Origin of the sequence: Kitasatospora xanthocidica, assembly GCF_014656195.1 — a bacterium.
In the GTDB taxonomy this organism is placed as follows: Bacteria; Actinomycetota; Actinomycetes; order Streptomycetales; family Streptomycetaceae; genus Kitasatospora; species Kitasatospora xanthocidica.
In genome coordinates this window covers 535999-560425 of record NZ_BNBY01000002.1, presented here as the reverse complement: position 1 = coordinate 560425, position 24427 = coordinate 535999, and the positions used below count along the sequence as shown (strand labels likewise).

Annotated in this window: 21 protein-coding genes; 13 read left to right on the top strand and 8 right to left on the bottom strand. The window is 73.3% G+C overall.

The genetic code is table 11. The features are described from left to right. Window positions 1–45 precede the first annotated feature (45 nt). A complete protein-coding gene (locus tag IE332_RS05800; RefSeq protein WP_189913980.1) occupies window positions 46–1614 on the bottom strand; it encodes an MFS transporter in 1569 nt (522 codons plus the stop codon). 127 nt (window positions 1615–1741) lie between these two features. Here IE332_RS05800 and IE332_RS05795 point away from each other — a divergent pair, with 127 nt between their 5' ends. Both IE332_RS05795 and IE332_RS05790 read left to right on the top strand, forming a co-directional pair. Further along, window positions 1742–2053, top strand: a complete 312-nt coding sequence (locus IE332_RS05795) for an ArsR/SmtB family transcription factor (RefSeq protein ID WP_189914124.1) — start codon at window positions 1742–1744, stop codon at window positions 2051–2053. A gap of 146 nt (window positions 2054–2199) precedes the next feature. Next, window positions 2200–2436, top strand: coding sequence for a helix-turn-helix domain-containing protein (locus tag IE332_RS05790; RefSeq protein ID WP_189913979.1), 237 nt, complete (start codon window positions 2200–2202; stop codon window positions 2434–2436). Window positions 2437–2502: 66 nt separating this feature from the next. On the opposite strand, the gene IE332_RS41785 is transcribed toward IE332_RS05790, so the two are convergent. Next, window positions 2503–5682 carry a putative bifunctional diguanylate cyclase/phosphodiesterase gene (locus IE332_RS41785; RefSeq protein ID WP_189913978.1) on the bottom strand — a complete coding sequence of 1060 codons (3180 nt, stop codon included), beginning with the start codon at window positions 5680–5682 and terminating at the stop codon, window positions 2503–2505. A 217-nt stretch (window positions 5683–5899) separates the two neighbouring features. Here IE332_RS41785 and IE332_RS05780 point away from each other — a divergent pair, with 217 nt between their 5' ends. From IE332_RS05780 to IE332_RS05760, 5 genes are all read left to right on the top strand, one after another. Continuing rightward, window positions 5900–9475, top strand: a complete 3576-nt coding sequence (locus IE332_RS05780; RefSeq protein WP_308437530.1) for an amino acid adenylation domain-containing protein — start codon at window positions 5900–5902, stop codon at window positions 9473–9475. A 32-nt stretch (window positions 9476–9507) separates the two neighbouring features. Further along, a complete protein-coding gene (locus IE332_RS05775; protein ID WP_229928319.1) occupies window positions 9508–10356 on the top strand; it encodes a leucyl/phenylalanyl-tRNA--protein transferase in 849 nt (282 codons plus the stop codon). Window positions 10357–10445: 89 nt separating this feature from the next. Then, window positions 10446–12044, top strand: coding sequence for a hypothetical protein (locus IE332_RS05770; RefSeq protein ID WP_189913976.1), 1599 nt, complete (start codon window positions 10446–10448; stop codon window positions 12042–12044). A gap of 53 nt (window positions 12045–12097) precedes the next feature. After that, complete coding sequence (locus tag IE332_RS05765; protein ID WP_189913975.1) at window positions 12098–12526, top strand: hypothetical protein; 429 nt, start codon at window positions 12098–12100, stop codon at window positions 12524–12526. Between the two features lie 75 nt (window positions 12527–12601). Then, on the top strand, window positions 12602–13984 hold the full coding sequence (locus IE332_RS05760) for a hypothetical protein (RefSeq protein WP_189913974.1): 1383 nt from the start codon (window positions 12602–12604) through the stop codon (window positions 13982–13984). Window positions 13985–14065: 81 nt separating this feature from the next. Here IE332_RS05760 and IE332_RS05755 read toward each other — a convergent pair whose 3' ends face one another. From IE332_RS05755 to IE332_RS05745, 3 genes are all read right to left on the bottom strand, one after another. Continuing rightward, on the bottom strand, window positions 14066–14491 hold the full coding sequence (locus IE332_RS05755; protein ID WP_189913973.1) for a hypothetical protein: 426 nt from the start codon (window positions 14489–14491) through the stop codon (window positions 14066–14068). A gap of 92 nt (window positions 14492–14583) precedes the next feature. Next, the gene (locus tag IE332_RS05750) at window positions 14584–15291 is read right to left on the bottom strand and encodes a B3/B4 domain-containing protein (RefSeq protein WP_189913972.1); all 708 of its coding nucleotides are present in this window, start codon (window positions 15289–15291) and stop codon (window positions 14584–14586) included. Window positions 15292–15419: 128 nt separating this feature from the next. After that, on the bottom strand, window positions 15420–16256 hold the full coding sequence (locus IE332_RS05745; protein ID WP_189913971.1) for an EamA family transporter: 837 nt from the start codon (window positions 16254–16256) through the stop codon (window positions 15420–15422). A 117-nt stretch (window positions 16257–16373) separates the two neighbouring features. Here IE332_RS05745 and IE332_RS05740 point away from each other — a divergent pair, with 117 nt between their 5' ends. Next, window positions 16374–16958, top strand: a complete 585-nt coding sequence (locus IE332_RS05740; RefSeq protein WP_189913970.1) for a helix-turn-helix domain-containing protein — start codon at window positions 16374–16376, stop codon at window positions 16956–16958. Between the two features lie 286 nt (window positions 16959–17244). Then, window positions 17245–18015 (top strand): HAD hydrolase family protein, encoded by a 771-nt coding sequence (locus IE332_RS05735; RefSeq protein WP_189913969.1) that lies wholly within the window; start codon window positions 17245–17247, stop codon window positions 18013–18015. Between the two features lie 17 nt (window positions 18016–18032). On the opposite strand, the gene IE332_RS05730 is transcribed toward IE332_RS05735, so the two are convergent. Beyond that, a complete protein-coding gene (locus IE332_RS05730) occupies window positions 18033–19157 on the bottom strand; it encodes an HD domain-containing protein (protein WP_189913968.1) in 1125 nt (374 codons plus the stop codon). Window positions 19158–19278: 121 nt separating this feature from the next. Further along, window positions 19279–19740: a nuclear transport factor 2 family protein gene (locus IE332_RS05725; RefSeq protein WP_189913967.1), complete on the bottom strand. Its 462-nt coding sequence runs from the start codon at window positions 19738–19740 to the stop codon at window positions 19279–19281. 283 nt (window positions 19741–20023) lie between these two features. Between IE332_RS05725 and IE332_RS05720 the strand changes: the two genes are divergently transcribed. Together IE332_RS05720 and IE332_RS05715 are read left to right on the top strand one after the other, a co-directional pair. After that, a complete protein-coding gene (locus tag IE332_RS05720) occupies window positions 20024–20419 on the top strand; it encodes a VOC family protein (RefSeq protein WP_189913966.1) in 396 nt (131 codons plus the stop codon). Window positions 20420–20830: 411 nt separating this feature from the next. Then, window positions 20831–22498, top strand: coding sequence for a PHP domain-containing protein (locus IE332_RS05715; RefSeq protein WP_189913965.1), 1668 nt, complete (start codon window positions 20831–20833; stop codon window positions 22496–22498). A gap of 252 nt (window positions 22499–22750) precedes the next feature. Here IE332_RS05715 and IE332_RS05710 read toward each other — a convergent pair whose 3' ends face one another. Beyond that, window positions 22751–23212, bottom strand: coding sequence for an ATP-binding protein (locus tag IE332_RS05710; RefSeq protein ID WP_189913964.1), 462 nt, complete (start codon window positions 23210–23212; stop codon window positions 22751–22753). 159 nt (window positions 23213–23371) lie between these two features. Here IE332_RS05710 and IE332_RS05705 point away from each other — a divergent pair, with 159 nt between their 5' ends. After that, entirely contained in the window at window positions 23372–24211 is an 840-nt protein-coding gene (locus IE332_RS05705) for a helix-turn-helix domain-containing protein (RefSeq protein WP_189914122.1), read from the top strand. Then, on the top strand, window positions 24208–24396 hold the full coding sequence (locus tag IE332_RS05700) for a DUF397 domain-containing protein (protein WP_189913963.1): 189 nt from the start codon (window positions 24208–24210) through the stop codon (window positions 24394–24396). Before IE332_RS05705 ends, IE332_RS05700 begins: the two co-directional genes overlap by 4 nt. Window positions 24397–24427 lie beyond the last annotated feature (31 nt).

The following is a 24427-nucleotide window of genomic DNA, read 5'->3' as shown; positions in this document are numbered from 1 at the left end:
CCCGCGTCTCGGAACGGCCTCGCGGCCGTGGTCAAGGGGAGGCGGTCAGGCCTGGGCCTTCTGTCCGCCGCCGCGCAGCAGGGCCGCGATCACCACGAACAGCACGACGCCGACGGCCGCGAGGCCCCACAGGACGGAGTGGAAGGCGGAGTCGTAGGAGTCGGCCAGGAAGTCCACGAAGCCCTTGTGGTCGACGGCGCCGGAGAGGTCGGCCGCGCCGGAGAGGTCGCCGCCGGCGGCCTGGTCGGCGACCTTGTCGGCCTGCGAGGCACCCTCGTGGGAGCCGATGCCGTCGCCGATGCGGGTGCGGAGCACGGTGGCCAGCGCGGAGCCGTACACCGCGACGGCGACGGCCTCGCTGCCCAGGCGCAGCGTGTTGAGGAAGCCCGCCGCCATGCCGGCCTTGGCCGGGTCGACCAGTTCCAGCGCCTGGCCGTCGACCAGGCCGGCCGACAGGCCCATGCCGGCGCCGGTGATCAGCATCGGGGCGGCCAGCAGCAGGACGGTGACGGAGGGGGAGAGCAGGGTGAGGGCGAGGTCGCCGGCGACCAGGCAGACCAGGCTGATGTAGATCAGGGTGAGCGCCGGAACGCCGCGGGTGACCAGCTTGGCGGCGAGCATCGGGAAGACCAGCACCGGGGCGGTGAGCAGCAGCATCAGCAGGCCGGCGGCGCCGGTGTCGCGGCCGGTGACGGCGTGCAGGTAGCTGGGCAGGTAGGTGAGCATGGTGACGAAGCCGAAGGAGGCGGCGACGGGCACCAGGCAGAGGCCGACGAAGCGGCGGTTGCGCAGCACGCTGAGGTCCAGCATGGGGTGGGCGCTGCGGTTCTCGACGGCGGCGAAGACGGCCAGGACGACGATCGAGCCGACGAACAGGCCGATCACCCCGAGGCTGCCCCAACCCCACTGGGAGCCCTGCACGATGGCGGTGGTGAGCAGCACCATGGCGACCACGAACAGCGCGCTGCCGGGGACGTCGATGCGCCCGCCGCTGCCGCTGTCGGAGGGCATGGCGCGGGAGATCGCGGGCACCGCGAGCAGGACGGCGGCGAGGGCGACGGCGTGCACGGCGAACACCCAGCGCCAGCCGAGGCCCTGGACGAGCGCGCCGGCGAGGGAGGGGCCGATGGCGACGCCGATGCCGGCGATGGTGCCGAACAGCGCGAAGGCCTTGGCGCGGGCCGGGCCCTCGAAGACGGTGGAGACGATGGCCGCGCCGCAGGAGAAGATCGCGGCGCCGCCGATGCCGGTGAGGGCGCGGGCGGCGTCCAGCCAGATGACGTCGGTGGCGACGGCGCTGGCGAGCGAGGCGACGGCGTAGACGGCGACACCGGCGGCGAAGGCCTTGACCCGGCCGATGACGTCGGCGATCGATCCCCAGACCAGCGTGAAGCAGGCGAACGCCACGTTGAAGGCGTTCACGACCCACTGCAGCGGGGCGAGGTCGGCGTGGGTGCTGGTGCCGATGTCGGGGAGGGCGACCGCCGTGCCGGAGATGGACATGGGCACGACGAACACCGCGAGGAGGACCGCGGCCAGGGTCAGCGTCCGGCCGGGCTGCTGCCCTTCCGTCACCACTGGTGGCGTGGCAGACGACGTGGTCTGCGTACTCATGGGACACAACTCCAGGCTCGGCCCGACCGCGGAACGGCCAGGTAAGGAATTTTTCGAACCTTACCGTGCCATGCGGTCGAGGTACGATGCAACCCATACCTGAGGATGCCTGTGGATGGAGGATCCGATGCCCGACCCGGAAGGCCACCCCTCGGCCGAGGAGATGGACCTGCGCACGGTCCTGAACGCGCTCGCCGATCCGCTGCGCTACGGGGTGGTCTCCGCCCTGCTCCAGGAGGCCGAGGGGGCGGCGCGCACCTGCGCCTCCTTCAACCTCCCGGTCTCCAAGTCCACGATCACCCACCACTTCCGCGTCCTGCGCGAGGCCGGGCTGGTCCGCCAGGTCGACCGCGGCAACAGCCGCGCGGCCACCCTGCGCCGCGAGGACCTGGACAAGCGCTTCCCGGGCCTGCTCGACCTGATCCGCGCGAACCCCTGATCCGCGCGAACGGTCGACTCCCGCAGGGATGCCGGAAGGCCCACCGGCGCCAAGGGGAGGTCAAGGAACCTTGACCTCCCCTTGGCCTCCGGCGCGGTGACGGTGTGTCAAACTGTGCGCCCTCACGGCACGATGAGGAGACCCCGGTGGACCACGCCCGCCCCCTGATCGAGGACTTCCCCGCCCACCCCGACGGCGACCCGGCCGACGCCCTGGCCCGCGCGGTCCGCGACCGCCGCGCCGCCCTCGGCCTCACCCTGGCCGAGCTCGCCGCCCGGTCCGGCCTCCCCGAGACCCATCTGCGCACCATCGAGGCCGGCCACGCGATGCCGACGCTGGCGCTGCTCACCGTGCTGTCCCGGGCGCTGCGCGCGGACTGGTGACCCGGGGTACCGCCGTCCGGTCCCAGCCCGGTCGGCGCGCCGCCTCCAGCCCGTCCGCGTGCCGCCTCAGGCCGGTTCGTACGTGGTGTTGCGGACCAGCGTGCGGGCGTGCGGGGCGTCCATCGGGTGGGCGAAGAGGTAGCCCTGGCCGAGGGGGCAGCCCATGGCGGCGAGGAGGTCACGCTGCTCGGGGTGTTCGATGCCCTCGGCGATGACCTGGACGCCGAGGGTGTCGGCGATCCGGGTGATGCCCTCGACCAGGGCGTACTGCTGGGTCGAGTGGCCGAGGCCGTCGATGAAGGACTTGTCGATCTTGAGCAGGGAGATCGGGAACTCGCGGAGGTAGGAGAGCGAGGAGTAGCCGGTCCCGAAGTCGTCGATGGCGATGCCGACGCCGAGGTCGGAGAGGGTGGCCATGTCGGCGTGGATCCGGTCGTCGCGGCGCATCAGGACGGACTCGGTGAGTTCCAGGACGAGGGTGCGCGGGTCGATGCCGGAGAGGGCGATGGCGTGGCGGACGACGTCGACGAAGCCGGCGTCGCGGAACTGCCGGGCGGAGACGTTGACGTTGACCCGGAGCGGGGGCCGTCCGGTGCCGGCGCGGGCGGCGGAGCTGGCCGCGTGCCAGGCGGCGGCCTCCTGGGCGGCGCGTTCCAGGACCCAGGCGCCGAGCGGGACGATCTGGCCGCTCTCCTCGGCGAGGGCGATGAACTCGTCGGGCAGGACCATGCCGCGCCGGTGGTGCGGCCAGCGGACCAGGGCCTCGAAGGCGACCAGGTCGCCGTTTCGCAGGTCGACGATCGGCTGGTAGTACAGCTGGAACGCCGATTCCGCGATCGCCGAGTCGAGGTGCTCGTTCAGCTCGTGCCGTTCCACCAGCCCGGCCTGCAGGGCCGGCCGGTAGTGGCACCACTGGCGGCGGCCGGCCGCCTTGGCGGAGTACAGGGCGAGGTCGGCGTGGGTGAGCAGTTCGGCGGCGTCGACGCTGTCGTCGGTGGTCGCCACGCCGATGCTGGCGCTCACCCGGACCGCGCCCGCCTTGAGCTTGAACGGCTCGGTGAAGACCTCCAGCACGCCGTCCGCGATGCTGTCCACGTCCGCGGTCCGCGTCGCGTCCTCCACCAGCACGGCGAACTCGTCGCCGCCGAGCCGGGCGGCGGTGTCGGAGGAGCGCAGCGCGGTGGAGATCCGCAGCGAGACGGCGACCAGCAGTTCGTCGCCGACCGCGTGCCCCTGGGTGTCGTTGACCACCTTGAAGTCGTCCAGGTCGATGAAGAGCACCCCGGTGACGGAGCCGCTGCGTTCGCCGCGGGACAGCGCGTGCCCGACCCGGTCCTGGAACAGCACCCGGTTGGCGAGGCCGGTGAGGGAGTCGTGGAAGGCCCGGTGGGTCAATTCGCGCTCCATCTGCCGCTGCGCCGTGACGTCGCGCAGGGTGAGCACCAGGGCGCCGACGGTCGGGTCGGCGCGCAGGTCGTTGAAGCGGACCTCGGCCTCGATCGGGGTGCGGTCCGGGCGCAGCAGCCGCCAGTGCTCGCGCGGCTGCTCCCTGGGCTGTTCGCGGGGCTGCTCGCCGGTGGCCGGGGAGGCTTTGCCGCGCATCCGGGCCAGTACCCGGCCGACCTCCCGGCTGTCCTCGGGCGGGACGAGGTCGATGAGCGGGGTGCCCTCCAGCCCGGGGCGGCCGAGCACGGACTCGGCGGAGGGGGAGGCGTAGCGCACGCGGTCGTCGGCGTCGAGGATCAGGATGACGTCGCTGGTGTTCTGGACGAGCGTGCGGAAGTACAGCTCGCTGTTGCGGCGGGTGACCTCCTGGCTCAGCACCACCCGTTCGACGGCGAGGGCGGCCTGCCCGCCGAGGATCTCCAGCGAGCTCCAGAGGCTGGCCAGCTCCTGCTCGGTGCCGGTGACGATGAGCGCGCCGATCAGCGGGTCGCCGGAGGGGCGTTCGGCGAGGGTGAGCGGGCAGATCAGGGCGTACGGCATGCCGTCGAGGTGCCCGGCCAGCTCGCCGGAGGGCAGGTCGACGGACTGGACGGGCAGCAGCCGGCTCTCCCGGTAGCCGGCCAGGGCGAGCACCTGGTCGGAGTCGGAGGCGGTGCCCAGCCGGTGCTTGGCCGCGCCGTGCTCGGCGTGCCGGACGTGCAGCACGCCGGCCTCGGCGACGGCGAGCAGGGCGACGTGTCCGGGTTCGGCGGGCATCAGGGTGGAGGCGGCGGACTGGACGGCGTCGGCGACCTCCTCCACGGTGACGGCGGCGGTGAGCCGGGCGCCCGCCTCGCGCAGCGCCCGCTCCCGGGCGATGGCCTGTCTGCGGGCGGAGACGACCACGGCCAGCCGGGCGAGCACGAGCAGGTAGAGGAGCGCGGAGAAGGCGCCGATGACGCCCGCGTTGCCGGTGTTCCCGGTCGCCGACTCGATGATCAGGATCGCGGGGGCGATCAGCGAGGCGAGGGTGAGCAGGACCAGCCGGGCGGTGCTGAGGTCCGGTTCCTGGGTGGGGACGGGCTTGGTCAGTTCGACCATCGACGGGTGCAGCGCGGCGGCGCCCCAGGCGGCGTAGAACGCGGCCCAGCCGAGTTCGACGGGCGTGCCGATGCGCCAGGTGCCGTGCAGCTGGATCAGCGCGTACAGCACGTCGGAGACCAGCAGGCCGAGGGTGCCGACGGCGAGCAGCTGCAGGGAGCGGGACTTGCCGCCGCGCGGGGTCAGCAGGCGCAGCAGCAGGGCGAGGACGACCACGTCGCCGAGCGGGTAGGCGATCGAGACGGCCCGCTGGAACCAGGTGAGGTCGGGGCTGCGGGTGTACGGGAGGATCAGGTAGATCCAGGCGAGCAGGGCCAGGCCGATGGTGGGGATGAGCGCGTCGAGCAGGACGGCGCGGTCCTGACGGGCCGTGCGCCAGCGGATGAAGCCGAGCACGCCGATCGCGTACAGCACGTACTCGGCGAGGTAGAAGCCGTCCGCGACGGAGGGGAACGGGTTGGGCAGGTGCAGGATGTCCAGTTGGACGGCCTGCACCACCTCGCCCGTGGTGAAGCTCAGGTTGGCGAGCGCCAGCACATACCAGAAGCCCGCGTGGGCGGGGCGGTTGAGGCGGACACCGAGCGCGATGGCGGCGACGCCGCCGAGTCCGATGCCCGTCCACCAGATGATCCGCTGGCTGGGGTTGGCGTAGTAGATGCCGGTGAACAGCACCATCCAGAGCAGGTAACAGACCATCAGGCGTTGGCGCCGGCGTGTCAACGAGTTACCTCCTCCGCGACATCACCCCGCCGGTCGGGCGGGGGAGTTCGGGCGAGGGCGGGGCCCGGGAGCGTCTTGCGGCGGCCTCGGGCGACGGGGCGGTCGCGCGTCCTCGCGCCCTGGTGGGGCGCGGTTCCGCGCGTGGGACGGGCGCTTCTTCGCGCACGTGTGCGGCGTCCGGTCGGTCGGGGGACCGGACGTTCTCAATGTGTCCTGAGTGCGTATAGTCGGAAATGTCGCACTCCCAAGCATTCTGCCGCCACAGCACGAGGTCAAGCCGGTGGACGACGCACTAGACAGCGCACAGGGCGTACGTGCGGATGCGAGGTCCGGCCGTCACGCCGTGGTCAGCAACGACAACGGTCAGTACGCGCTCTGGCCGGGGGACTTGACCGTCCCGGGCGGCTGGCACCGGGTGTACGGGCCGGCCGGGCGGGCCGAGTGCCGGGCCTGGGTGGAGCGGGAGTGGCGGCCGGCCGCCCTGGGGTTCCCCCGGACGGAGGGCGTCCGGCGGGCGCCGGCGGGGTTCGCCGAGCCGGTGCCGGGCTTCGCCGACACGGTGCACGGACTGTTCCGCACGCGGGCGGCGCACGACCCCGAGGCCGTCGCCCTCGTCGCCGAGGGCGCCACGCTGAGTTACCGCGAACTCGACCGGCGCAGCGACCGGCTGGCCGCCGAGCTGCGGGCGCGCGGGATCGGGCCGGAACGGGTGGTGCCGGTCTGCCTGGAGCGCGGGATCGAGCTGGTCACCGCCTGGCTCGGGGTGCTCAAGGCGGGCGGGGCCTTCCTGCCGCTGGACCCGGCGCACCCGCGGCGGCGGCTGGCCCGGCTGGTCGAGGACTGCGGGGCACGGGTGGTGGTCACCGACGGTGACGGGTTTCCGGGGGCCTCCGTCCTGGGGGTGACCGACGCCGGGCCCGGGGGCGATCACACCCAGGACGCCCGCCCGCACGAGGACGCCCGCCCGCACGAGGACGCCCGCCCGCACGAGGACGCCCGCCCCTACGACGCCTCGAACCCGCTCGCCGAGGCCGGCCCCGACGACCTCGCGTACCTGATCTACACCTCCGGCACGACCGGCCGTCCCAAGGGCGTCCCGGTCACCCACCGCGCCCTGGTGTTCACCCTGGACCGGATCGTCCGCGCCTACCGGCTGGCGCCCGGCGAGCGGGTGCTGCAGCTGGCCGCGCTGGGCTCCGACACCGCCCTGGAGCAGGTGCTGGGCGCGCTGCTCGCGGGCGCGACGGTGGTCCTGGGCGGGGGGAAGGGCGGCGGGGGCGGCACCTGGGCGCCCACCGAGCTGGTCGGCCGGCTGCCCGGGCTGGGCCTGGCCGTCGCCGACTTCACCCCCGCCTACTGGCACCACGTGCTCGACCTGCTCCCGCCCGGCGGGCGCGGCGCGGCCGGGCTGCGGCTGGTCGTGGTCGGCGGGGACGTCGTGCACGCCGACGACTGCCGGGAGTGCCTGGAGCGGCTGCCCGGCGCCCGGCTGCTCAACGCCTACGGGGTCACCGAGGCGGCCGTCACCTCCACGCTCTGCGAGGTCACGGCGGAGCTCCTCCGCGACGGCGGGTCGGCGGCCCTGGTGCCGATCGGCCGGCCGCTGCCGGGCGTGCGGGTGCACGTGCTGGACGCGGGGCTGCGCCCGGTCCGGCCCGGCGAGAAGGGGCAGATCCACCTGGGCGGGCCCGGCCTCGCCCGGGGCTACTGGCGGCAGGCCGGGCTCACCGCGGAGTGCTTCCTGCCCGACCCGTACGCGCCGCTGCCGGGCGAGCGGATGTACCGCACCGGCGACGCCGGGCGGTGGCGGCCGGACGGGCAGCTGGAGATCCTCGGCCGCTTCGACGACCAGGTGAAGGTGCGCGGGCACCGGGTGGACCCGGCGGAGATCGAGGCGGTGCTGGCCGCGCACCCGGACGTACGGCAGGCGCGGGTCGCGGCCGACGGGTCGGCGGCGGACGGCAGCCGGACGCTCACCGCGTACTACACGCTGGCGGCCGGGGTGGCCGACCGCGCCGAGGGGATCCGGGCGTTCCTGGCCGAGCGGCTGCCGGAGTACCTGGTGCCGGCCGAGTTCGTGCCGGTGGAGGAGATGCCGCTCACGGCGGCCGGGAAGATCGACCGGCGCCGGCTGCCGCACGCCCCGGTGCGCACGGCCCCGAAGGCGGGGACGGCGGCCGGGCCCGGGAACGCGACGGCGACCACGGCGGCGGCCGCGCCCGGGACGGCGACGACGTCCGCGCCCGCGATCGAGGAGGCGGTCGGGCACCTCTGGGCGGAGCTGCTCGGCGTCGAGAGCGTCGGCCCGGACGGTGACTTCTTCGCGCTCGGCGGCACCTCGCTGCTGGCGATGGAGATGCTGGCACGGGCCCGGATCCTGTTCGGCGTCGACGTCGGCCGGGTGCGGGCGCTCACCCGCGCGCTGCTGCGCGACCCCGCGCTGCGGGCCTTCGCGCAGGCCCTGCAGGAGGCCCGTACGGACACCGGGACCCGTACCGGCGCCGGGGCCGGAACCGCCCCCGGCGCTACGCCCGCGACCGCCGCCACGCCCGCGACCGCCGCCGGGCGGGTCGGCGGCGGGGAGGCGGCCGTCGACTGGTTCGAGGAGGCCCGGCTGACCGACCCGGTCGGCCAGTCCTGGAGCCCCGCGCCGTCCCGCGCGGAACCCGCCGAGATCCTGCTCACCGGTGCCACCGGCTTCTGCGGCGCGCACCTGCTGCACGCGCTGCTCGCCACCACCCGGGCCCGGATCCACTGCCTGGTGCGCGCGCCCGACGAGGAGCACGCGCTGGAGCGGCTGCGGGCCACCCAGCAGCGCTTCCTGCGGCACGACCTCGCGGACCGCCGGGTGGTGCCGCTGGTCGGCGACCTCACCCGCGCCCGGATCGGCCTGACGGAGCGTCAGTTCGACCGGATGGCGAGCACCCTGGACGCGGTCTTCCACCTCGGCGGCCAGGTCAACTTCCTCTACCCCTACCACCAGTTGCGCGACGCCAACGTCGGCGGCACCCGGGAGATCGTCCGCCTCGCCGGGCACAGCCGCGGCATCCCGGTGCACTACCTGTCCACCCTCGCGGTCCTGGCCGGCTTCGGGGCGGCGGGCGTCGACAAGGTCACCGAACGGACCCCGCTCGCCCACCCCGAGCGGATCGGCGTCGGCTACGTCGAGAGCAAGTGGGTGGCCGAGCAGCTGCTGCACAACGCGGCCGCGGCCGGACTGCCGGTCACGGTGCTGCGCACCAACGACGTCACCGGGGACCTGGCGAGCGGCGTGATGAACACCGGCACCGAGCTGTGCGCGCTGATCAAGTACCTGGCGGACAGCGGTACGTGCCCGGACGTCCGACTGCTGCTGGACTTCGTCCCGGCCGACCGCTTCACCCGGGCCATCGCCCACATCGCCGCCCACGCCCCCGCCGACGGCGAGGTCTACCACCTCACCTCGCCGCAGCCGGGTCTCCTGGTGGACCTGGCCGACCGACTGCGGGCGCGCGGCCACCGGATCGACCTGCTGCCGTACGGGGAGTGGGTGCAGGGCCTGATCCGGTTCGCGGCGGGGCGGCCGACGCACCCGATCGCGCCGTTCGTCCCCTTGTTCGTGGACCGCGCGCCCGGGTCGGAGCTGTCGATCAGCGAGATGTACTTCCAGCCGACGTTCCCGCTGTTCGACCGGGCCAACACGGACGCGGCGCTGACCGGCAGCGGGATCGAACTGCCGCCGGTGGACGCCGGGTTGATCGACCACTACCTGGCGGGCCTGGAGGCGGAGGGATACCTGGAGGCGGCGGGGTGAGCGGGGCCGACGGGGTGGGTAGGCCTGACGGGGTGGACAGAGCCGGCGGGGTGAGCGGGGCCGACGGGGTGGGCGGGCCCGGCGAGGCAGCCGCGGCCTTCGACGCGCTCGGCCTCTTCGACACGCTCGACCTGCGGCACGCGCCGGGCGACGGCCCGGTGGCGTTCGGCGGAGTGCTCGGGCCGGCGGAACTGCTGGCGGCGTACCGGCGCGGGCTGTTCCCGCTGCCGGCGGCGGACGAGTACGCGAGCGCGTACAACGAGGCCCTGTACGGGGACGCCGTCGACGCGGGCGAGGTGGCGCTGCTGCCGGGCGGGGGAGACCCGTACGCGCTGGCCTGGTGGTCGCCCGACCCCCGGCCGGTGATCGCGGCCGACGGCGTGCGGCTCGGGCACCGGCTGGCCCGGCGGCTGCGCAACCGGTCGGCCTGGTGGACGAGCGCGGACCGGGCCTTCGGGCGGGTCCTGGAGGCATGCGCCGAGGGGCGGCAACCGGCATGGCTCACCGAGGAGTTGGCGCTGGTCCTGACCCGGCTGCACGCGCTCGGGGCGGCGCACAGCGGGGAGGTGTGGGAGGGGGAGGAGCTGATCGGCGGGGTGTTCGGGGTCGCGGTCGGTCCGGTGCTGAGCCTGGACTCGATGTTCCGCCGCCGCCCGGACGCCGCCCGGGTCGCCGTCGCCGACCTCGGCGCGCGGTTCGGCGCGGCGGGCGGGCGGCTGCTCGACGCGCAGTGGGACGGCCCGCACGTGCGCAGCCTCGGGGCCGAGCCGGTGGCGCGGGTCCGGTACCTGGCGGAGCTGGCCGGTGGCGGTGGCGACGGGGGCGAGGCGAGCGGTCCGGCCCTGGAGGGCGCGCCGATGCCGGTGGCCCGGCTGGGATGACCTGCCCGTAAACCTCTGTTCAGTGTCGATTCGGCCTCCGTTCGGCCTCTCTTCGACAAACTTATTCCTCGTCAGTAACATGACGCCGCGTGTTCAAGAGTTCGATAGGCAGGGCCGCGGGCCCCGCCGTCCTCACCCTCATCCTCGCCGGGGCCGCCGCGTGCGGGCCGACCAGCCCCGGCACCACCCAGACCGGCGCGGCCCCGGCCGCAGCCACCGTCGCCGACCCGACCGCGACCGCCGCCGCGGGTACCCCGGCCGCGCCCGCACCGGCCGCGGGGACCCCGCGCGCCAAGGCCGCCTCGCCCGCCGCCGGCCGCCCGGCCGCGGGCGCGGCCGCGGTCCCCGTCACCGCCGCACCCGCCGGGGACACGCAGGCCGCGATCGGCAGCCCCGGGAAGGACGGCGCCGCCGTCACCGCGGCGACCAGGAGCCTGCAGCTGACCGCCTACGACCCGGCCGGCGGCACGGCGGTCCTGTCCGCCGCCGGCGGCCCGGCCCCGGCGGGCCCGGCCTCCCCGAGCGCGGCGCCGTCGGCCGGCAAGCCCTCGGCGGCCACGCCCCCGACACCGCCCCCGGCTGCCGCCCCGGCCGCGTCCGCGCCCTCGGCAGCCGCCTCGGCGGCGGCCGTCGCGGCCGTCCAGCCCGGCCAGCTGATCGCCAGCCCGCCCACCGCCGCCGCGCCGCAGGGCGCGCTGGTCGCCGTCACCGCCGTCCACCCCGGCGCCGGCAACACCCTCAACCTGGCGACCCGGCCCGCCACCCTCGCCGAACTCCTCGGCGGCACCGAGGCCGACGGCAGCGTGCCCGTCGACCCGCACGGCATCAAGGTCACCCCGCTGGTCAAGGACCTCAAGGCGAGCGTCGGCGCCGACCTCAACGGCGTGAAGGCCGACGCCTCCGGCACCCTGGAGGTCGACCTCAAGGCCCCCGTGCCGCTGCCCGAAGGCGCCAGCCTGGACGCCTCCGGTTCGCTGCAGCTCCACCCGGCCGTCCACTTCGCCTACCACGGCGCGGCCGCCGGCAGCCCGCGCACCGCGTCGATCGGCTTCGACCTGGGCGCCCACGCCCAGTGGAAGGTCACCGGCGACGTCGCCCGCAACACCGGCGCGGCGCCCATCCGGGTGCCCTTCGCCAAGCTGCAGGCCAGCCCGGTGCTGACCGTCGCCGGCCTGCCCGTGGTCGTCAACCTCGGCCTGACCTGCTACCTGGAGGTCAGCGCCGACGGCCAGGTCCACCTGGAGGCAGAGCAGGACGCCGTCGGCACCTGGGCCGTGCGCGCCGACTACACCGGCGGCAAGGGCTGGACCCCGGTCACCAGCGCCGACACCAAGGTCACCCCGGTCCACGTCCGCCTCAACGGCAAGGCCGGTGTGCGGGCCGCGCTCGGCGCCGAGATCAGCGTCGGCCTGTACGACACCGTCGGCGTGGAGACCACCGTCGCGCCCTACCTGAAGGCCCAGGCCGAAGGCTCCCTGGTCGCCGACTCCTCCGGCAACCCGCCGCAGGTCCAGGGCAGTTGGTCCCTGGTCGGCGGCGTCGACCTGAACGGGGCGCTCACCGCCCACCTCAAGGTCTTCGGCACCCCGATCATCGAGGGCAAGCTGCCGCTCCCGCCGTTCCACAAGGAGTGGCCACTGATCGGCGGCTCGGCGACCCTGCCCGCCCCGAAGTCCACCAAGAGCTGACAGAGCGTCACGACAAGGCCCCTTGACCGGACTTCCGGTCAAGGGGCCTCGTCATGGGTGGGCTCGGAGTCTCGGCCGAAGGGGGTGGGAGCGGGATGCGGTACGGGCGGAGGATGTACGGCGGCGCGGCCGTCCTGGTCTGGGTCGGACTGCTGGTGCTGCACGCAGCCACCGGAATCGGTTGGTGGGTGGTCGTGCCGGCGGTGCTCTCGGCCGTCGTGGCGACGGTGGCCCTGCTGCGGGCGCCGGCGCGCGACGTCCGATGGGGCTGGGCACGGGGCGAAGTGGGCACAGTCGTCTCCGGTCCGGCGGAGCTGCCCGGATCCGAGCCTCGGGCACTGCCATGGGTGGGCCTGCTCGCCGGCCCGGGCCTGATCGCGCTGCCGGTGGTCTTCGTCCTGCGCCGCACTGACCGCATCGGCACCCGGGCGCGCCTCGCACCGCCGCCCACCGACCAACTGCCCGCCGACCAACCGGCGTAGCGGCGCGGAGCTCTTCCCTCCGTCGTCCGCGGCCTGCATCCTTGGTCCCCGCGACGGCCTGACGGGGTGGGGGAGATGGGCGAGCAGGGTGAGACGCACAACTCCGTGCGTGATGCGACGGTGCACGGCCCGGTGGTCCAGGGCGGGAACGTGTGGGTGCTCTTCGTGTCGGGGCGCGGTCCGCTGCTCGTCCTGGCGACGGTGATGGCCCTCGTCGCGGCGGTCGGCACCTACCTGGTGCTGGACCGGGGAGCCGCCCCGGAGCCGACGCTCACCGCCCACTACACCTTGGGGGACGGCGCCATCGAGGGCAACATGGTGCTGGACCGGCCGCTCGGGGCGACCGGGATCCCGGCCTCGGTGGTCGGCTGCGAGGCGACCTGGTCGTGGATGCACGGGCAGGGTGGCGTGGACGTCGGCACCGCCCACCTGGTGGTCGAGGCGACCGGTGGCGGCGACCGCACGGTGGCGATCCACGGGGTGCGTGCCACCGTCGTCGGTACCCCGCAGGACCCGCCGACCGGCACGGCCGCGTACTGCCCGCCGCAGGGGGTGGGCAGTGCGGTGGCCCTGGGCATCGACCTGGACTCGGACGACAGGGTCGCGCTGATCGCCGACTCGATGGGTGCGGTCTCGTACGCGCCGTTCTTCACCGGCAAGTACCTGTACCTGGAGGACCGCAAGCCCGAGGTGGTCAACCTGTCCGTGCTCGCCGCCCGGAAGAGCTATGAGTTCGTGCTCACCGTGGACGGCACGGTGGACGGCGAGCGCCGGACCTGGACGCTCCAGGACGGCGACCGGCCGTTCCGGGTCACCGGGGTCCGCCCCGGCCTGACCACCAGCCTGCGGGGCCAGGCCGAGGGCTGGGCCACTGTGTACGGCCGGCAGGTCGGCACCCCGGTGCGCTGCAACCCGTGCTCCGACGGGAACGAGCAGATCCCGGGCACCTCGGTGGCCGCAGCGCCGAAGGAGCAGGCCCCGCCGCCGCCCCTGCCCGTGGCCCGTCCGGCCACGCCGGTGCCCCCGCTGGTGGTCCTCCCGAAGGACCCGGAGTCCGTCGCGCTCGCCTGGGTGATCGCGGGCAACAGCATCGACGTGCGGCGCGGCGACACCGGACTGGCCTCCGTCGTGCCCCGGATGAAGCCGTACATGACCAAGGCGATGGCGGTGAGGGGCGAGGGCGGCGCGGACCGGGTCGACAACCCGGTCTGGCCGCCGGAGGTGACCGAACGCAAGGGCTGGTTGGTCGTCACCTCCGCCGAGGCGTACCTGCCGCCGGGCGGACGGGTCCCGCCCGGTGAACGGACCGAGGACACGGTGCGGCTCCGGGTGGATTCGGAGGTCACCTACTACACCGACGACGGCTGGTCCCAAGTGGCCAGGGGTCAGTTCGGCGGAACCGTCACCCTGCGGCGCCAGCCCGACGGGACCTACCTGGTCGACGACTACGGCCCGTGAGAGGTCCTGAGGGCGGTCGAGGGGTTGGGCGGTCGGCCGGGTGGCCGGTGCGGGGGCGGGTACGGGAGGTTCCTCGGCCTGCTACCGGGTGGCCAGCCCGGCTTTGAGCGACCGGATGACCGCGGTCGCCACGATCGGCGGGGCGGAATCGGCGAGCTTCCGGACGATGCCGAAGGCCGCAAGGCCGACTGTGTAGGACGCGATGGGTACAGCCGCAGGCCCGTAGCTTGCCGCCAGGACGCCGGCCAGCGTGGCGCTGAGGAGAGTGCTGAATCCGACCGCCATGGTGTACGGGAGGGGGCCCGGTGCGGGCAGCTCGCCCGGCCGCAGGTCCGGCCGGCGGATCGACGGTCGGTCGGGGGCCGGTGTGACCTTCCAGGGCGGAACGCCGTGCCACCTGAATGCGGCGACGATGCCGGGGACTTCGAGAGAGAGCCCGCCGAGTGCACCGAAGGCCGCGGCTTTCAACCACTTCATGCCGCGCATCGTAGGGATGTCGACGATCACGCATTCCCCACCCCGGCGGTCACGGTTCCCCAGGGGGACGGTGACCGCCGGGCTGGGGAGAGGTTGCTCCTGAATCAGCTCGTGTGGAGTTGTCAGGTGGTGACCGTGGGGTGTGCCGGGCTGAGGTAGTGCACGGTGCTCTGGTCGGCGTGCGGGGTGAGCAGGCTCTGCAGTTCGTCGGCGGCGGACTTGAGGTGATGGCCGTCGCGGGTGGCGTAGAGAGTTTCGAGGACGAAGGCGACGTGTCGGGAGTCTTGGGTGACGCGGGTGCGGTGGGCGTCGCGGTGGTTCCAGTGGCGGGTCAGGACTCCGGTGGTGTCCACGTAGATGATCTCGCCGGGGTTGGGGTGTTCGACGGTGTCGGGTTCGCCGAGCGGGGTGAAGGTCTCGGTGCCGTCCGCGCGGCGGATGATGACGTCGCCGGTGACGTGGTCGAGGTCGAAGGCGCCGGCGGGCAGGCCGTGGCGTGCGGAGACGGCGTTGTAGGAGTCGACGGCCGGGTTGATCCGCGGCAGGGCGCCCTTCTTGGCGAGGCGTCGGCCGAGCGCGTCGACGCTGGGGCGGATACGGCGGGGGTTGGTACCGAAGGAGCGGTAGGCGGTGTGCCAGGCCTCGATGCGGGGGTCCGCCTCGTCGGCGGGCCGCCAGGTGCCGTCGGCGAGTTGCCGCTCCAACTCCTCCAGGGCTCCGGTGGTGAGAGGCCAGGGTTCGTGGCCGCGAACACCGAAGGCGGTGACCACAGCGATGAGGGTGTCGGGGAAGTCTTCTGCGACGGCGGGGTCGAGGCGGAAGGCGGGCATGGCCGGGCTCCGTTCGGTGAGTCTGGGCGGGTGCGGGTCAGGGCTTCCAGGCGCCGATGCGGTCCAGTCGGCGGAGCTGCTGGCGTGCGGCTGGCGCGTCGAGGTCCTGGGGGTGGCGGTCGGCTCGCTCAGGTCAGGGCGAGGAGGCTGACGGCGAGGGCGGCGGTGCCCAGGCCGAGGAGCTGGCCGCGGTGGACGCGCTCGGCGAGGACGCCGCGGGCGAGCAGGACCGTGCCGGCCGGGTAGAGCGCGGTGATCACGGCGACGACGGCGAGGTCACCGCTGCGGGCGGCGAGCAGGAACAGCAGGTTCGCCGCGGAGTCCAGCGCCCCGGCGGCTGCCGACATCGCGTACGCGGGCCGCTCCGGGCCCAGCCGGTGGCGCATCAGCCCCGCTGCGGCCAGGGTGACGGCCGAAGAGACGGCCCGGCCCACGATCAGCGGGGCGACCCCGCTGTTGGAGGGCGCCTGGTGCAGGAAGATCAGTTGGAGGGCGATGGCGGTTCCCGCGCCGAGGGCCAGCAGCAGGGCGGTACGGGAGGCGCGCGCAGAGCCGGTTCCGCCTCCGGCGCTGACCAGCACCACCGCCAGCAGCGCGAGCGGCAGCCCCGCCCAGCCGGCGATGCCCAGGTGCTCGCCCTGCAGCAGGCCCACCGCGACGGGCAGGGCGGCGGAGACCAGCGCGGTAACGGGCGACAGCACGTTCATCGGGCCGATCGCCAGGGTGCGGTAGAGCAGGGCGAACGCGGCGGCCGAAGCGACACCGGAGGCGGCGCCCCAGCCGATGGCTCCCGCGCTGAACGAGGCGCCGAGGAAGGGCCACAGCAGCAGTTCGACCGCCAGAGAGGCCGGGGCCGCGATCAGCACGGTCCGCAGCACATGGGCCTTGCGGGCGCCGAGGCCGCCGAGGAAGTCGGCGCACCCGTAGGCGAGTGAACTGCCGAGAGCCAGCACCAGAGCGATCAAGGCACATCCCTTACCATTTCAGTGGAACGACTCGACGGTACAACGGATCGACCGAAAAATGCCAACGAACCGACCGTGCGGTGCATTCGAATGGCCTGCTGTGAGGATGGTGATCAAGTGACCGAGACAGCCGCCGCCCTGCGGACGGTCGCGCACAACGTCAAGGCGGCCCGCCTCCGCGCGGGACTGTCCCTGGAGGAGCTCAGTCGGCGCGCCCAGGTCAGCAAGGGCGCCCTGGTGGGACTGGAGAAGGCGCAGGGCAACCCAAACCTCGCCACCCTGGTCCGCCTCGCCGACACCCTCGGCATCTCGGTGTCCGACCTGATGCAGGGGCGGCCCGAAGGCCGCGTCCGCGTTGTGACCGCCGACACCGTGGCGCCACTGTGGACAGGGGAACGGGGCAGCGAGGCGCGGCTCATGCTGACCACCTCCGGCCCGACCCCGGTGGAGGTCTGGCGCTGGCGGCTCGAACCGGGCGAGGAGTACCCCAGCCACCCCCACCAGCCCGGAGTCGTGGAGACCGTCAGCGTCACCTCCGGTCGGATGATCCTGGTCGTCGACGACGCCGAGCACCCCGTCGAAGCCGGCCAGACCGCCACCTTCGACGGCAACGCCCCGCACACCTACCGCGGCGCGGGCACCGATACCTGCCACCTGATCATGACGGTCCACCTGCCACCCGGCCCCGCCTCCACGACCTGATCCGTACCAGGCGGTAACGACTGCACCTGCAGGAGCGCCAGAGCCCGCTGGGTGCTGTGCGGACGGGGTGGGGAATTGCATGAACGCGGCCCTGGGGAAATACGTGATCGTCCACAAGGGGGCGGGGGCGGGGCGCCGGGGGAAAATCGGAGAAGTCGGGCAAGGCCGGGCATCACGACCGATGGAGTTCAACCGTGCGCCCCGGCAGTGTCCTTGGCGGTCGTGGCGGGCCCTCATGAGGAGGTCTCATGTGTCGTGTACGACGCAGGCTGGATACCATCACATGATGATCACTTCCAGCGCCCCCGCCACGGTCTTCGACATCGACGGCACGCTCTGCTTCGACGGACGGTCGATCGACGACCGGATCGTCGCCGCCCTCGAGGAGTGCGAGCGGGCCGGTCGCAGGCTGGTGTTCGCGTCGGCTCGGCCCGTGCGGGACCTGCTGCCCGTGCTCGGCGGGGGCTTTCCGGGGGCCGTGCTGATCGGGGGGAACGGCAGCCTGGTGTCCGTCGACGGGCGGGTCCGGGCGCGGGCGGTGTTCGAGCGGGACGTGTTCGCGCGGCTGCTGGCGGAGGTGGAGCGGTACCGGGCGGGGTACCTCGCCGACGGCCCGTGGGACTACGCGTACACCGGGCCGGCCGACCACCCCATCCGCGGGAGGGTCGACCAGGGCGGGCTCGCCCGCCGGGTGGACCTCGCGGACCTCCCCGCCGTGGTGAAGTTCCTCGTCGTCTCGGCGACCGACATGGCGGCCCTCGCCGAGGCCGGGCGCGCGCTCGGGATGACGGTCAACCACCACCAGGACGAGGCGATCATCGACTTCGCCCCGGGTGCCACCACGAAGTGGGAGGCCCTGGCCTCGCTGGGCATCGACGGGTACGACGCCTTCGGCAACGACATCAACGACCTCGACCTGCTGCGCAACGCCCGGCACTCGGTGCGGGTGGGCGGCCATCCCGGTCTGGACGGGGTCGCCCGCGTCACCGTCGCGGCCGACCCGGCGGCCGTAGCCGCCGAGATCTCCCGGCTGGCGGCGGCGGGGCCCGCGGCCTGAGGGGGCGGGCGGGGGGCTCAGGTCCAGCGGAGGTGGAAGTCGGTGGGCAGTTGCTGCAGGGCGGCCAGTTCGGTGGCCAGTTCGGGTGCGGTCTGCTCGATGCGCTTGCCCTCGACCAGAGGTGCGGAGCTGTAGATCTTGCGCAGGGAGAAGCCCCAGCCGGGGCCGTCCGCCGGAGCGGGGCCGACGGTGACCGCCAGCCGGTGCGGTTCGTAGCGGATCCGGCGGCTCTCCGCCCGGGTGGCGGCGCAGGAGTCGAAGGCGGACCAGAGTTCGGGATCGGTCAGCCGGGCGAGCCGGGCCGGGGTGAGCGGCGCGGTGCCGAGCAGCCGGCCGGTCAGGCGCCTGACCACCGAGACCGGGCCGACGTTGTCCCAGGAGGTGTGGAGCAGCGCTTCGGCGCGGACCAGGGCGACGAGTGCGGCCGCGGTCTCCCGGTCGGTCGACACCGCCGAGTCGTGGAGGTCGAGGCGGGCCGACAGGAGGCCCGGATCGAGGTCGAGACGGCCGGCGGCACGGCCGCTGCGCACGTAGGAGTCGAGGTGGTCGAGGTTCAGCAGCCCGGAGCCGGGGCCGGAGCCGGGGCCGGAGCCGGGGCCGGAGCCGGGGCCGGAGCGGCCGGTGAGGGGCGAGGGGACCTGTCCGTCGAGGACGGCGGCGACGGCCTCGGCGTCGATGCCGTGCCCGGCCAGCACCGGACGGATCGGCTCGGCCCGCAGCAGTCGTGCGCCGATCGCGTGGTGGTCGAGGCCGCCGAGGCCTTCGGCGGTGTGGCTCAGGGGCAGGTGGCCGATGTCGTGCACCAGGGCCGCGACCCGCAGGAGTTCGTCCTCCGGGCGGAAGTGGGCGACCAGCGCGAGGACCCCGAGGCTGTGTTCGAGCCTGGAGTACGACTGCAGGGTGGTGAGGGTCGAGGCCCCCGCGTGGGCGACGAAGTGCAGGCGCCGCAGTGGTTCGGTCCGGAGGAGTGCGACTTCGACGGGGTTCAGGCGGACGGGTATCCGCCACAGCGGGTCGGTGAACTCCCGGGCCAGGCCCGCGACATCGGTCGGGACCGGACGGGCGGGGAGGGCCGGACGGGCGGGACGGGCGGGACGGTCCACGGGATCCTGCGGTGAGGTCTGATCGGTGTGGATGGCCATCGGGTCACCCTAGGCGCATCGGCGACGGGCGGCGCGGTGGTTTTCGAGGGGTCTCCTCGCGGGGCACCGGGGGTCGGTCGGTGTGCGTCGCTCATGGGGACCGGGTGGCCATGAGTGCGGCTCATGGGGTGCGCAGGTGCCCGCTGACGTCGCCGATCAGGGTGATGCGGACCTGTCGTTCGGTGAAGCGCCACTGCCCGTCGTGCCGTTCGAAGCGGTCGTCGTAGCGGCCGACGGCGATGAACTGGAGGTCGAGCCCGGGGAGGGACTGGAGGACGGCGACGTACGAGAGGGCCGTGGCGGTGCCGGCCTGCTCGTCGGTCTCGACGGCGGTGTTGGTGACGACGTGCTGGGTGCGCGGGGTGCCGTCCGGGTACAGGATCACGGTGTCGCGGAACATCCGCTCGATCTCCTCGCGCCCGTGCAGCGGCTTTCCGCTGCCGGTGAAGGTGGCGTCGGCGAGGAGGTGGCCGAGCCCGGCGAAGTCGCCGGCGTCGACGAGTGCGGCGTAGCGGATGATCAGGTCCTTGATGGCGTGGCGGCTCGTCTCGGAGGGGTCGGACGGGCGGGCGGTGGCTGGCATGGTCTTCTCCCTGGGGCTCGGCAGTGGTGCGGGGCGGAGCGCCCGGGAGTGGGAAGTCGGCCGGGCCGACTTCCCACTCCCAAACAATCGACGGGGTGTCCGACAGGGCGTCAGTAGCTGCGGGGCGTACGGGCCCTGTCCCCACTCTGCTCGACCCGCCGCACACGCAGCATCCGTCATGTGACCGTCAGTCGGTCGCGAGGATCTTTTCCTCGGCTGTCCGTCACATGTCCCGCCCGGGATCCGTCGGTGCAGTAGACCGAACGACGGAAGGAAACCCGCGATGCTCACCAACCTCATGTACGTCACCGTGTACGTCACCGACCAGGACCGGGCGCTGCGCTTCTACACGGAGCAGCTCGGCCTGGAGAAGCGGATCGACTACCCCGGCCCCGACGGGCGGTTCCTCACCGTGGGTGCCCCCGGCAGCCCGGTGGACATCATTCTCTGGTCGCACGGCCCGGCCGTCGGCCAGCCGGTCGAGATCGGGGCGGCGGCCGCGCCCGGTCCGGTCATCCTGGAGTCGGACGACCTGCGGGCGGACTTCAAGGTGTTCCGCGACCGTGGGGTGACCTTCGACAAGGACGAGCCGGAGGCGTACGCGTTCGGCATCGCCATCGAGGCGTCGGACCCGGACGGCAACCGGATCTCCCTGCGGGAGCGCCGCCAGCCCGCGTAGGGCGAAAGACGAGGATGAGTGGGAAGTCGGCTGGGCCGACTTCCCACTCCGCTTTTACGGCACGGCCGTGAGGTTCGCGGCTGGGTCGTGCGGTCAAGGGTTCGTGGCGGCGAGGGTATCGATGCTGGTGGTGGCTCCGCAGCTCATCGATTCCACCCCGGATCTTCAGATCGGCTTCATTCGGGAGTCCTCTTGCCCCGCAATCCTGCAGTGCGTGAACGACGGAAGACCGGCCGGGCCCGTGGGGGACGGTCCCTGCGCTCGACCGTCGGCAGCCGGCCACCGACCGGGGGGGGAGAGGCCGCCCGCGCGAAGGGGCGCACGTAGCCGTGGTCGACGACGCGCGGCACACGACGTCACCCACTGCCCCACTGCCCCACCGCCCCACTCACCCCCGTTCCGAGGATCACCGTGACCGACCAGCAGCTGCCCGACTGGGCCGATCCCTCCGTCTCCCCCACCGATCTCGACGCCCAGGGCATGTCGCGACGCGGGCTCCTGCGCCGGGCGGGCCTGTTCGGTGCCGCGTTCGCCCTCGGCGGGGCGGCCACGCCGGCCGCCGCCACCGGACGGGACCTGGGCGGTTCCGATCCGCGCCTCGCCTACCTGGTCGGCGACCACCACGTCCACTCCGTCTACAGCCACGACGCGAAGTACACGTTCTCCCAGCAGGTCCGGGCCGCCGCCCGGTACGGCCTGGACTGGCTGGTGTTCAACGAGCACTCCAACTTCGGTCACGCCCACCACGGTGCCGCGCTGGAGCACCAGGAGATCCTCAAGGCCCGCGCCGAGAACCCGCGCCAGCTGATCTTCCAGGGGCTGGAGTGGTACATCCCGGCCGCCGAGCACGCCACCGTGTTCGCGGCCCCCGGCCCGCACGAGGTCGACCTGCTCACCCGGTTCGAGCTGGCCTACGACGGCAAGCTGCTGGGCTACACCGAGGGTGCGGCCGGCGCGGCCGACACCGCCCGCAACGAGGCCCACGCCGTCAAGGCCGTCCAGTGGCTGGCCGAGCAGCGCCGCACCGGCTACGTGGACGACGTCCTCGTCCTCGCCAACCACCCGCTGCGCCTCGGCATCGACTCCCCGCACGAACTGCGCAACTGGCGGGACGCCGCCACCGGGATCGTGATCGGCATGGAGGGCGCGCCGGGCGCCCAGGGCGCGGCCATCCCGGGCTGGCGCGGCGCGAACTCGATCCGCGGCGAGTACGAGAACAAGCCGTCCGCGCAGTCGTGGTCCGGCTACCCGGCGGACGCCTACCTGACCTACGGCGGCTTCGACTGGGCGACCGCGACCGTGGGCGGCCTGTGGGACTCGATGCTGGCCGAGGGCCGGCTGTTCTCGATCACCAGCAACTCCGACAACCACCGGACCGTCTTCGACACTTGGAAGAACGGCGACTGGCAGCCCGGCCAGAACTTCGACAACACCGGCAAGGTGCCCGACCCGGTGGACACCGGCACCGCGCAGCCCGGAAGCGACTTCTGGCCCGGCCAGTTCAGCCGCACCCACGTCGGTGTGACCCGCTACGGCTACCGCGCCGTGATGGAGGGCCTGCGCGCCGGCCGGGTCTGGGTGGACCACGGACACCTGCTCGACGGGCTCGACGTGCGTGTCCAGCGGGAATGCGACCACGGCCGCGGGGTCACCCTCGGCGGACGGCTGCGTGTCCGCCGGGGAGAGCGGCTCACCCTGTCGGTGACGGTCACGACCGCCTCCCGCCCCAACCCCCAGGGCATCCTGCCCCGGTTGGCGCACGTGGACGTCATCCGGGGCGCCGTGCGCGGCCCGGCCGCCGACCGGGACACCTGGCGGGCGCCGGACACCCGGGTCGTCCACACCGCCGACGTCACCGGCCGCACCGGCACCTACACCCTGCGGATCCCGCTCACCGCCGGCGACGAGTCCTTCTACCTCCGGCTGCGCGGCGGCGACGGCAAGCGGCAGGGCACCGGCTACCTCGGTGCCGCCGTCGACCCGCACGGGCCGATCCCCCACGAGCCCGGGAACGGTGACCCGTGGGCCGACACGTGGTTCTACGCCAACCCCGTGTTCGTCGACGTGACAGGAGCCTGACCGACCCGGACGGCAACCGGATCTCCCTGCGGGAGCGCCGCGAGCCCGCGTAGGGCGAAGAACGAGGAGGAGTGGGAAGTCGGCTGGGCCGACTTCCCACTCCGCTTTTATGGGCCGGCGGTTGGGGCTGGGGTGGGGTGTGGGTGCTCGTGGTGGTGGGCGGTGAGGGGATAGATCCAGGCGAGGAGCGCGAGGAGGAGCGCGAACGGGAGAAGCGTGCAGAGGGTGACGTACCCCTCGCTATGGCGGGGTTCAGGCGGCATCGGGGAGGGTGGTGAGGTCGAGTTCGGCCCAGACGGTCTTGGCGTTGGGGTGCCGGGGGATGGTGCCCCAGCGGTCGCAGAGGGCGTCGATGAGGGTGAGACCGCGTCCGGACTGCGCGTTGGGCAGGTGGACGGTGGGGAGGATGGGGAGCCTGTCGCCCCTGGGGTCGCTGATCTCGATGCGCAGGGTGGTGCCCCGGCGCGTACTGGTGGTGAGGGAGAGGTGCAGCTCGAACCCGCGCCCCGCAACGCGACCGTGCGTAGTCGCGTTAGCGGCCAGCTCCGCGACGATGAGGAGAGCCGAGTAGAACGGCTCGGTGTGCGTCGAGTTCAGCCCCCAGGCGGTGAGTTGACGTCTGGCGATGCGTCGGCAGATGGCGGCGCCCTTGGGGGTGGCGGCGAGGAGGACGGTGTGGGAGTGGGGGTTGTCGAGCGGGATTTCGGTCGTCATGGGAGAAAAGCGTGACGGCACGGACGTACCCTGACCATGCATCCGGTGAGTACGGAGAGTGCTTGTACCGGTGCGGACAGCTTATTGTCTCGTGGCTCAATCACAGGCGGGGTGGTCGCGGTGGGTACGGCGCGGAACAGCGAGTCGGGCGAGGCCCGGATGGAGCGGCCGGAGGACCTGACGGAGGCCTCGGACTTCTTCCGGACGCTCGGCAAGCAGATCAAGCTCTTGCGGGAGCAGGCCGGGCTGTCGCGCAGGGAGCTCGGCGAACGCATCGGCTACGGAGAGCACCTGATCAGCGCGGTGGAGCGTGGAGTGCGGACTCCGCAGCCGGAGTTGCTGGTCGGGGCGGACAACGCCCTCAGCGCAGGCGGGCTGTTGGCGGTCGCGCAGGACGACGTGGTGAGTGCACGCGCCAAAGCGCGCGTGCGGCACCCAGCTTGGTTTCGAGGCTATGCAGCCCTGGAGGTCGATTCGATCGAGATGCACGACCTCGCCACGCTCGACATCCCTGGCCTGCTTCAGACCGAACAGCATGCGCGAGCGGTCTACGCGATGAGGCAGCCGCCCCTGTCGGAGGAGGTGATTGAGATGCGTGTCGCGGCTCGAATGGCACGTCAGGAGGTACTGACCCGATGGCCTCGGGGGATCTTCAGCTGGGTGATCGACGAGAGTGTGTTGCGTCGCCCGCTAGGTGGCTGGGACGTGCATGCAGATCAGCTGCGTCGCCTCCTGGAGGTCGGACGAACCCGGGGAATGGTCATCCAAGTGCTTCCGTTGGATAGAACCGAACATGCAGGGATGGGCGGACCCTTCATTTTGATCACTCCGAAGGGGCGACCCCAGCACGCGTACATCGAGGTGCAGACGAGCAGTAGGCTGATCTCTGACCCGGATGAGGTCCGGATCATGAACGCGCGCTACAACATCCTCAGGGCGCAGGCCCTCGGGCCGGAAGAGTCCCTGGCCTTTATCGAGAAGCTCCTGGGAGAACGATGAGCACCGAGCTGGCATGGTTCAAGAGCAGCTATAGCGGCAACGAGGGTGGCGCCTGTGTCGAGGTCGCCGAGACCCCGGGTGTCGTCCACGTGCGTGACTCCAAGGACAAGAGCGGTCCCCAGCTGGCGTTCGAGCCGGCCGCGTGGGAGGCGTTCGTGTCGTTCGCCGCCACTGCCGAGGTCTGATCCAGGCTTCCCCTCAACGGCCCACCGTCTA

Excerpts from the sequence above, each read along its gene's own strand:
- IE332_RS05725 (WP_189913967.1), bottom strand. The coding sequence starts at position 19,740 with ATGCCAGCCACCGCCCGCCCGTCCGACCCCTCCGAGACGAGCCGCCAC.
- IE332_RS05730 (WP_189913968.1), bottom strand. The coding sequence starts at position 19,157 with ATGGCCATCCACACCGATCAGACCTCACCGCAGGATCCCGTGGACCGT.
- IE332_RS05720 (WP_189913966.1), top strand. The coding sequence starts at position 20,024 with ATGCTCACCAACCTCATGTACGTCACCGTGTACGTCACCGACCAGGAC.
- IE332_RS05710 (WP_189913964.1), bottom strand. The coding sequence starts at position 23,212 with ATGACGACCGAAATCCCGCTCGACAACCCCCACTCCCACACCGTCCTC.
- IE332_RS05800 (WP_189913980.1), bottom strand. The coding sequence starts at position 1,614 with ATGAGTACGCAGACCACGTCGTCTGCCACGCCACCAGTGGTGACGGAA.
- IE332_RS05795 (WP_189914124.1), top strand. The coding sequence starts at position 1,742 with ATGCCCGACCCGGAAGGCCACCCCTCGGCCGAGGAGATGGACCTGCGC.
- IE332_RS05750 (WP_189913972.1), bottom strand. The coding sequence starts at position 15,291 with ATGCCCGCCTTCCGCCTCGACCCCGCCGTCGCAGAAGACTTCCCCGAC.
- IE332_RS05705 (WP_189914122.1), top strand. The coding sequence starts at position 23,372 with ATGGAGCGGCCGGAGGACCTGACGGAGGCCTCGGACTTCTTCCGGACG.
- IE332_RS05765 (WP_189913975.1), top strand. The coding sequence starts at position 12,098 with ATGGGTGGGCTCGGAGTCTCGGCCGAAGGGGGTGGGAGCGGGATGCGG.
- IE332_RS05760 (WP_189913974.1), top strand. The coding sequence starts at position 12,602 with ATGGGCGAGCAGGGTGAGACGCACAACTCCGTGCGTGATGCGACGGTG.
- IE332_RS05735 (WP_189913969.1), top strand. The coding sequence starts at position 17,245 with ATGATCACTTCCAGCGCCCCCGCCACGGTCTTCGACATCGACGGCACG.
- IE332_RS05700 (WP_189913963.1), top strand. The coding sequence starts at position 24,208 with ATGAGCACCGAGCTGGCATGGTTCAAGAGCAGCTATAGCGGCAACGAG.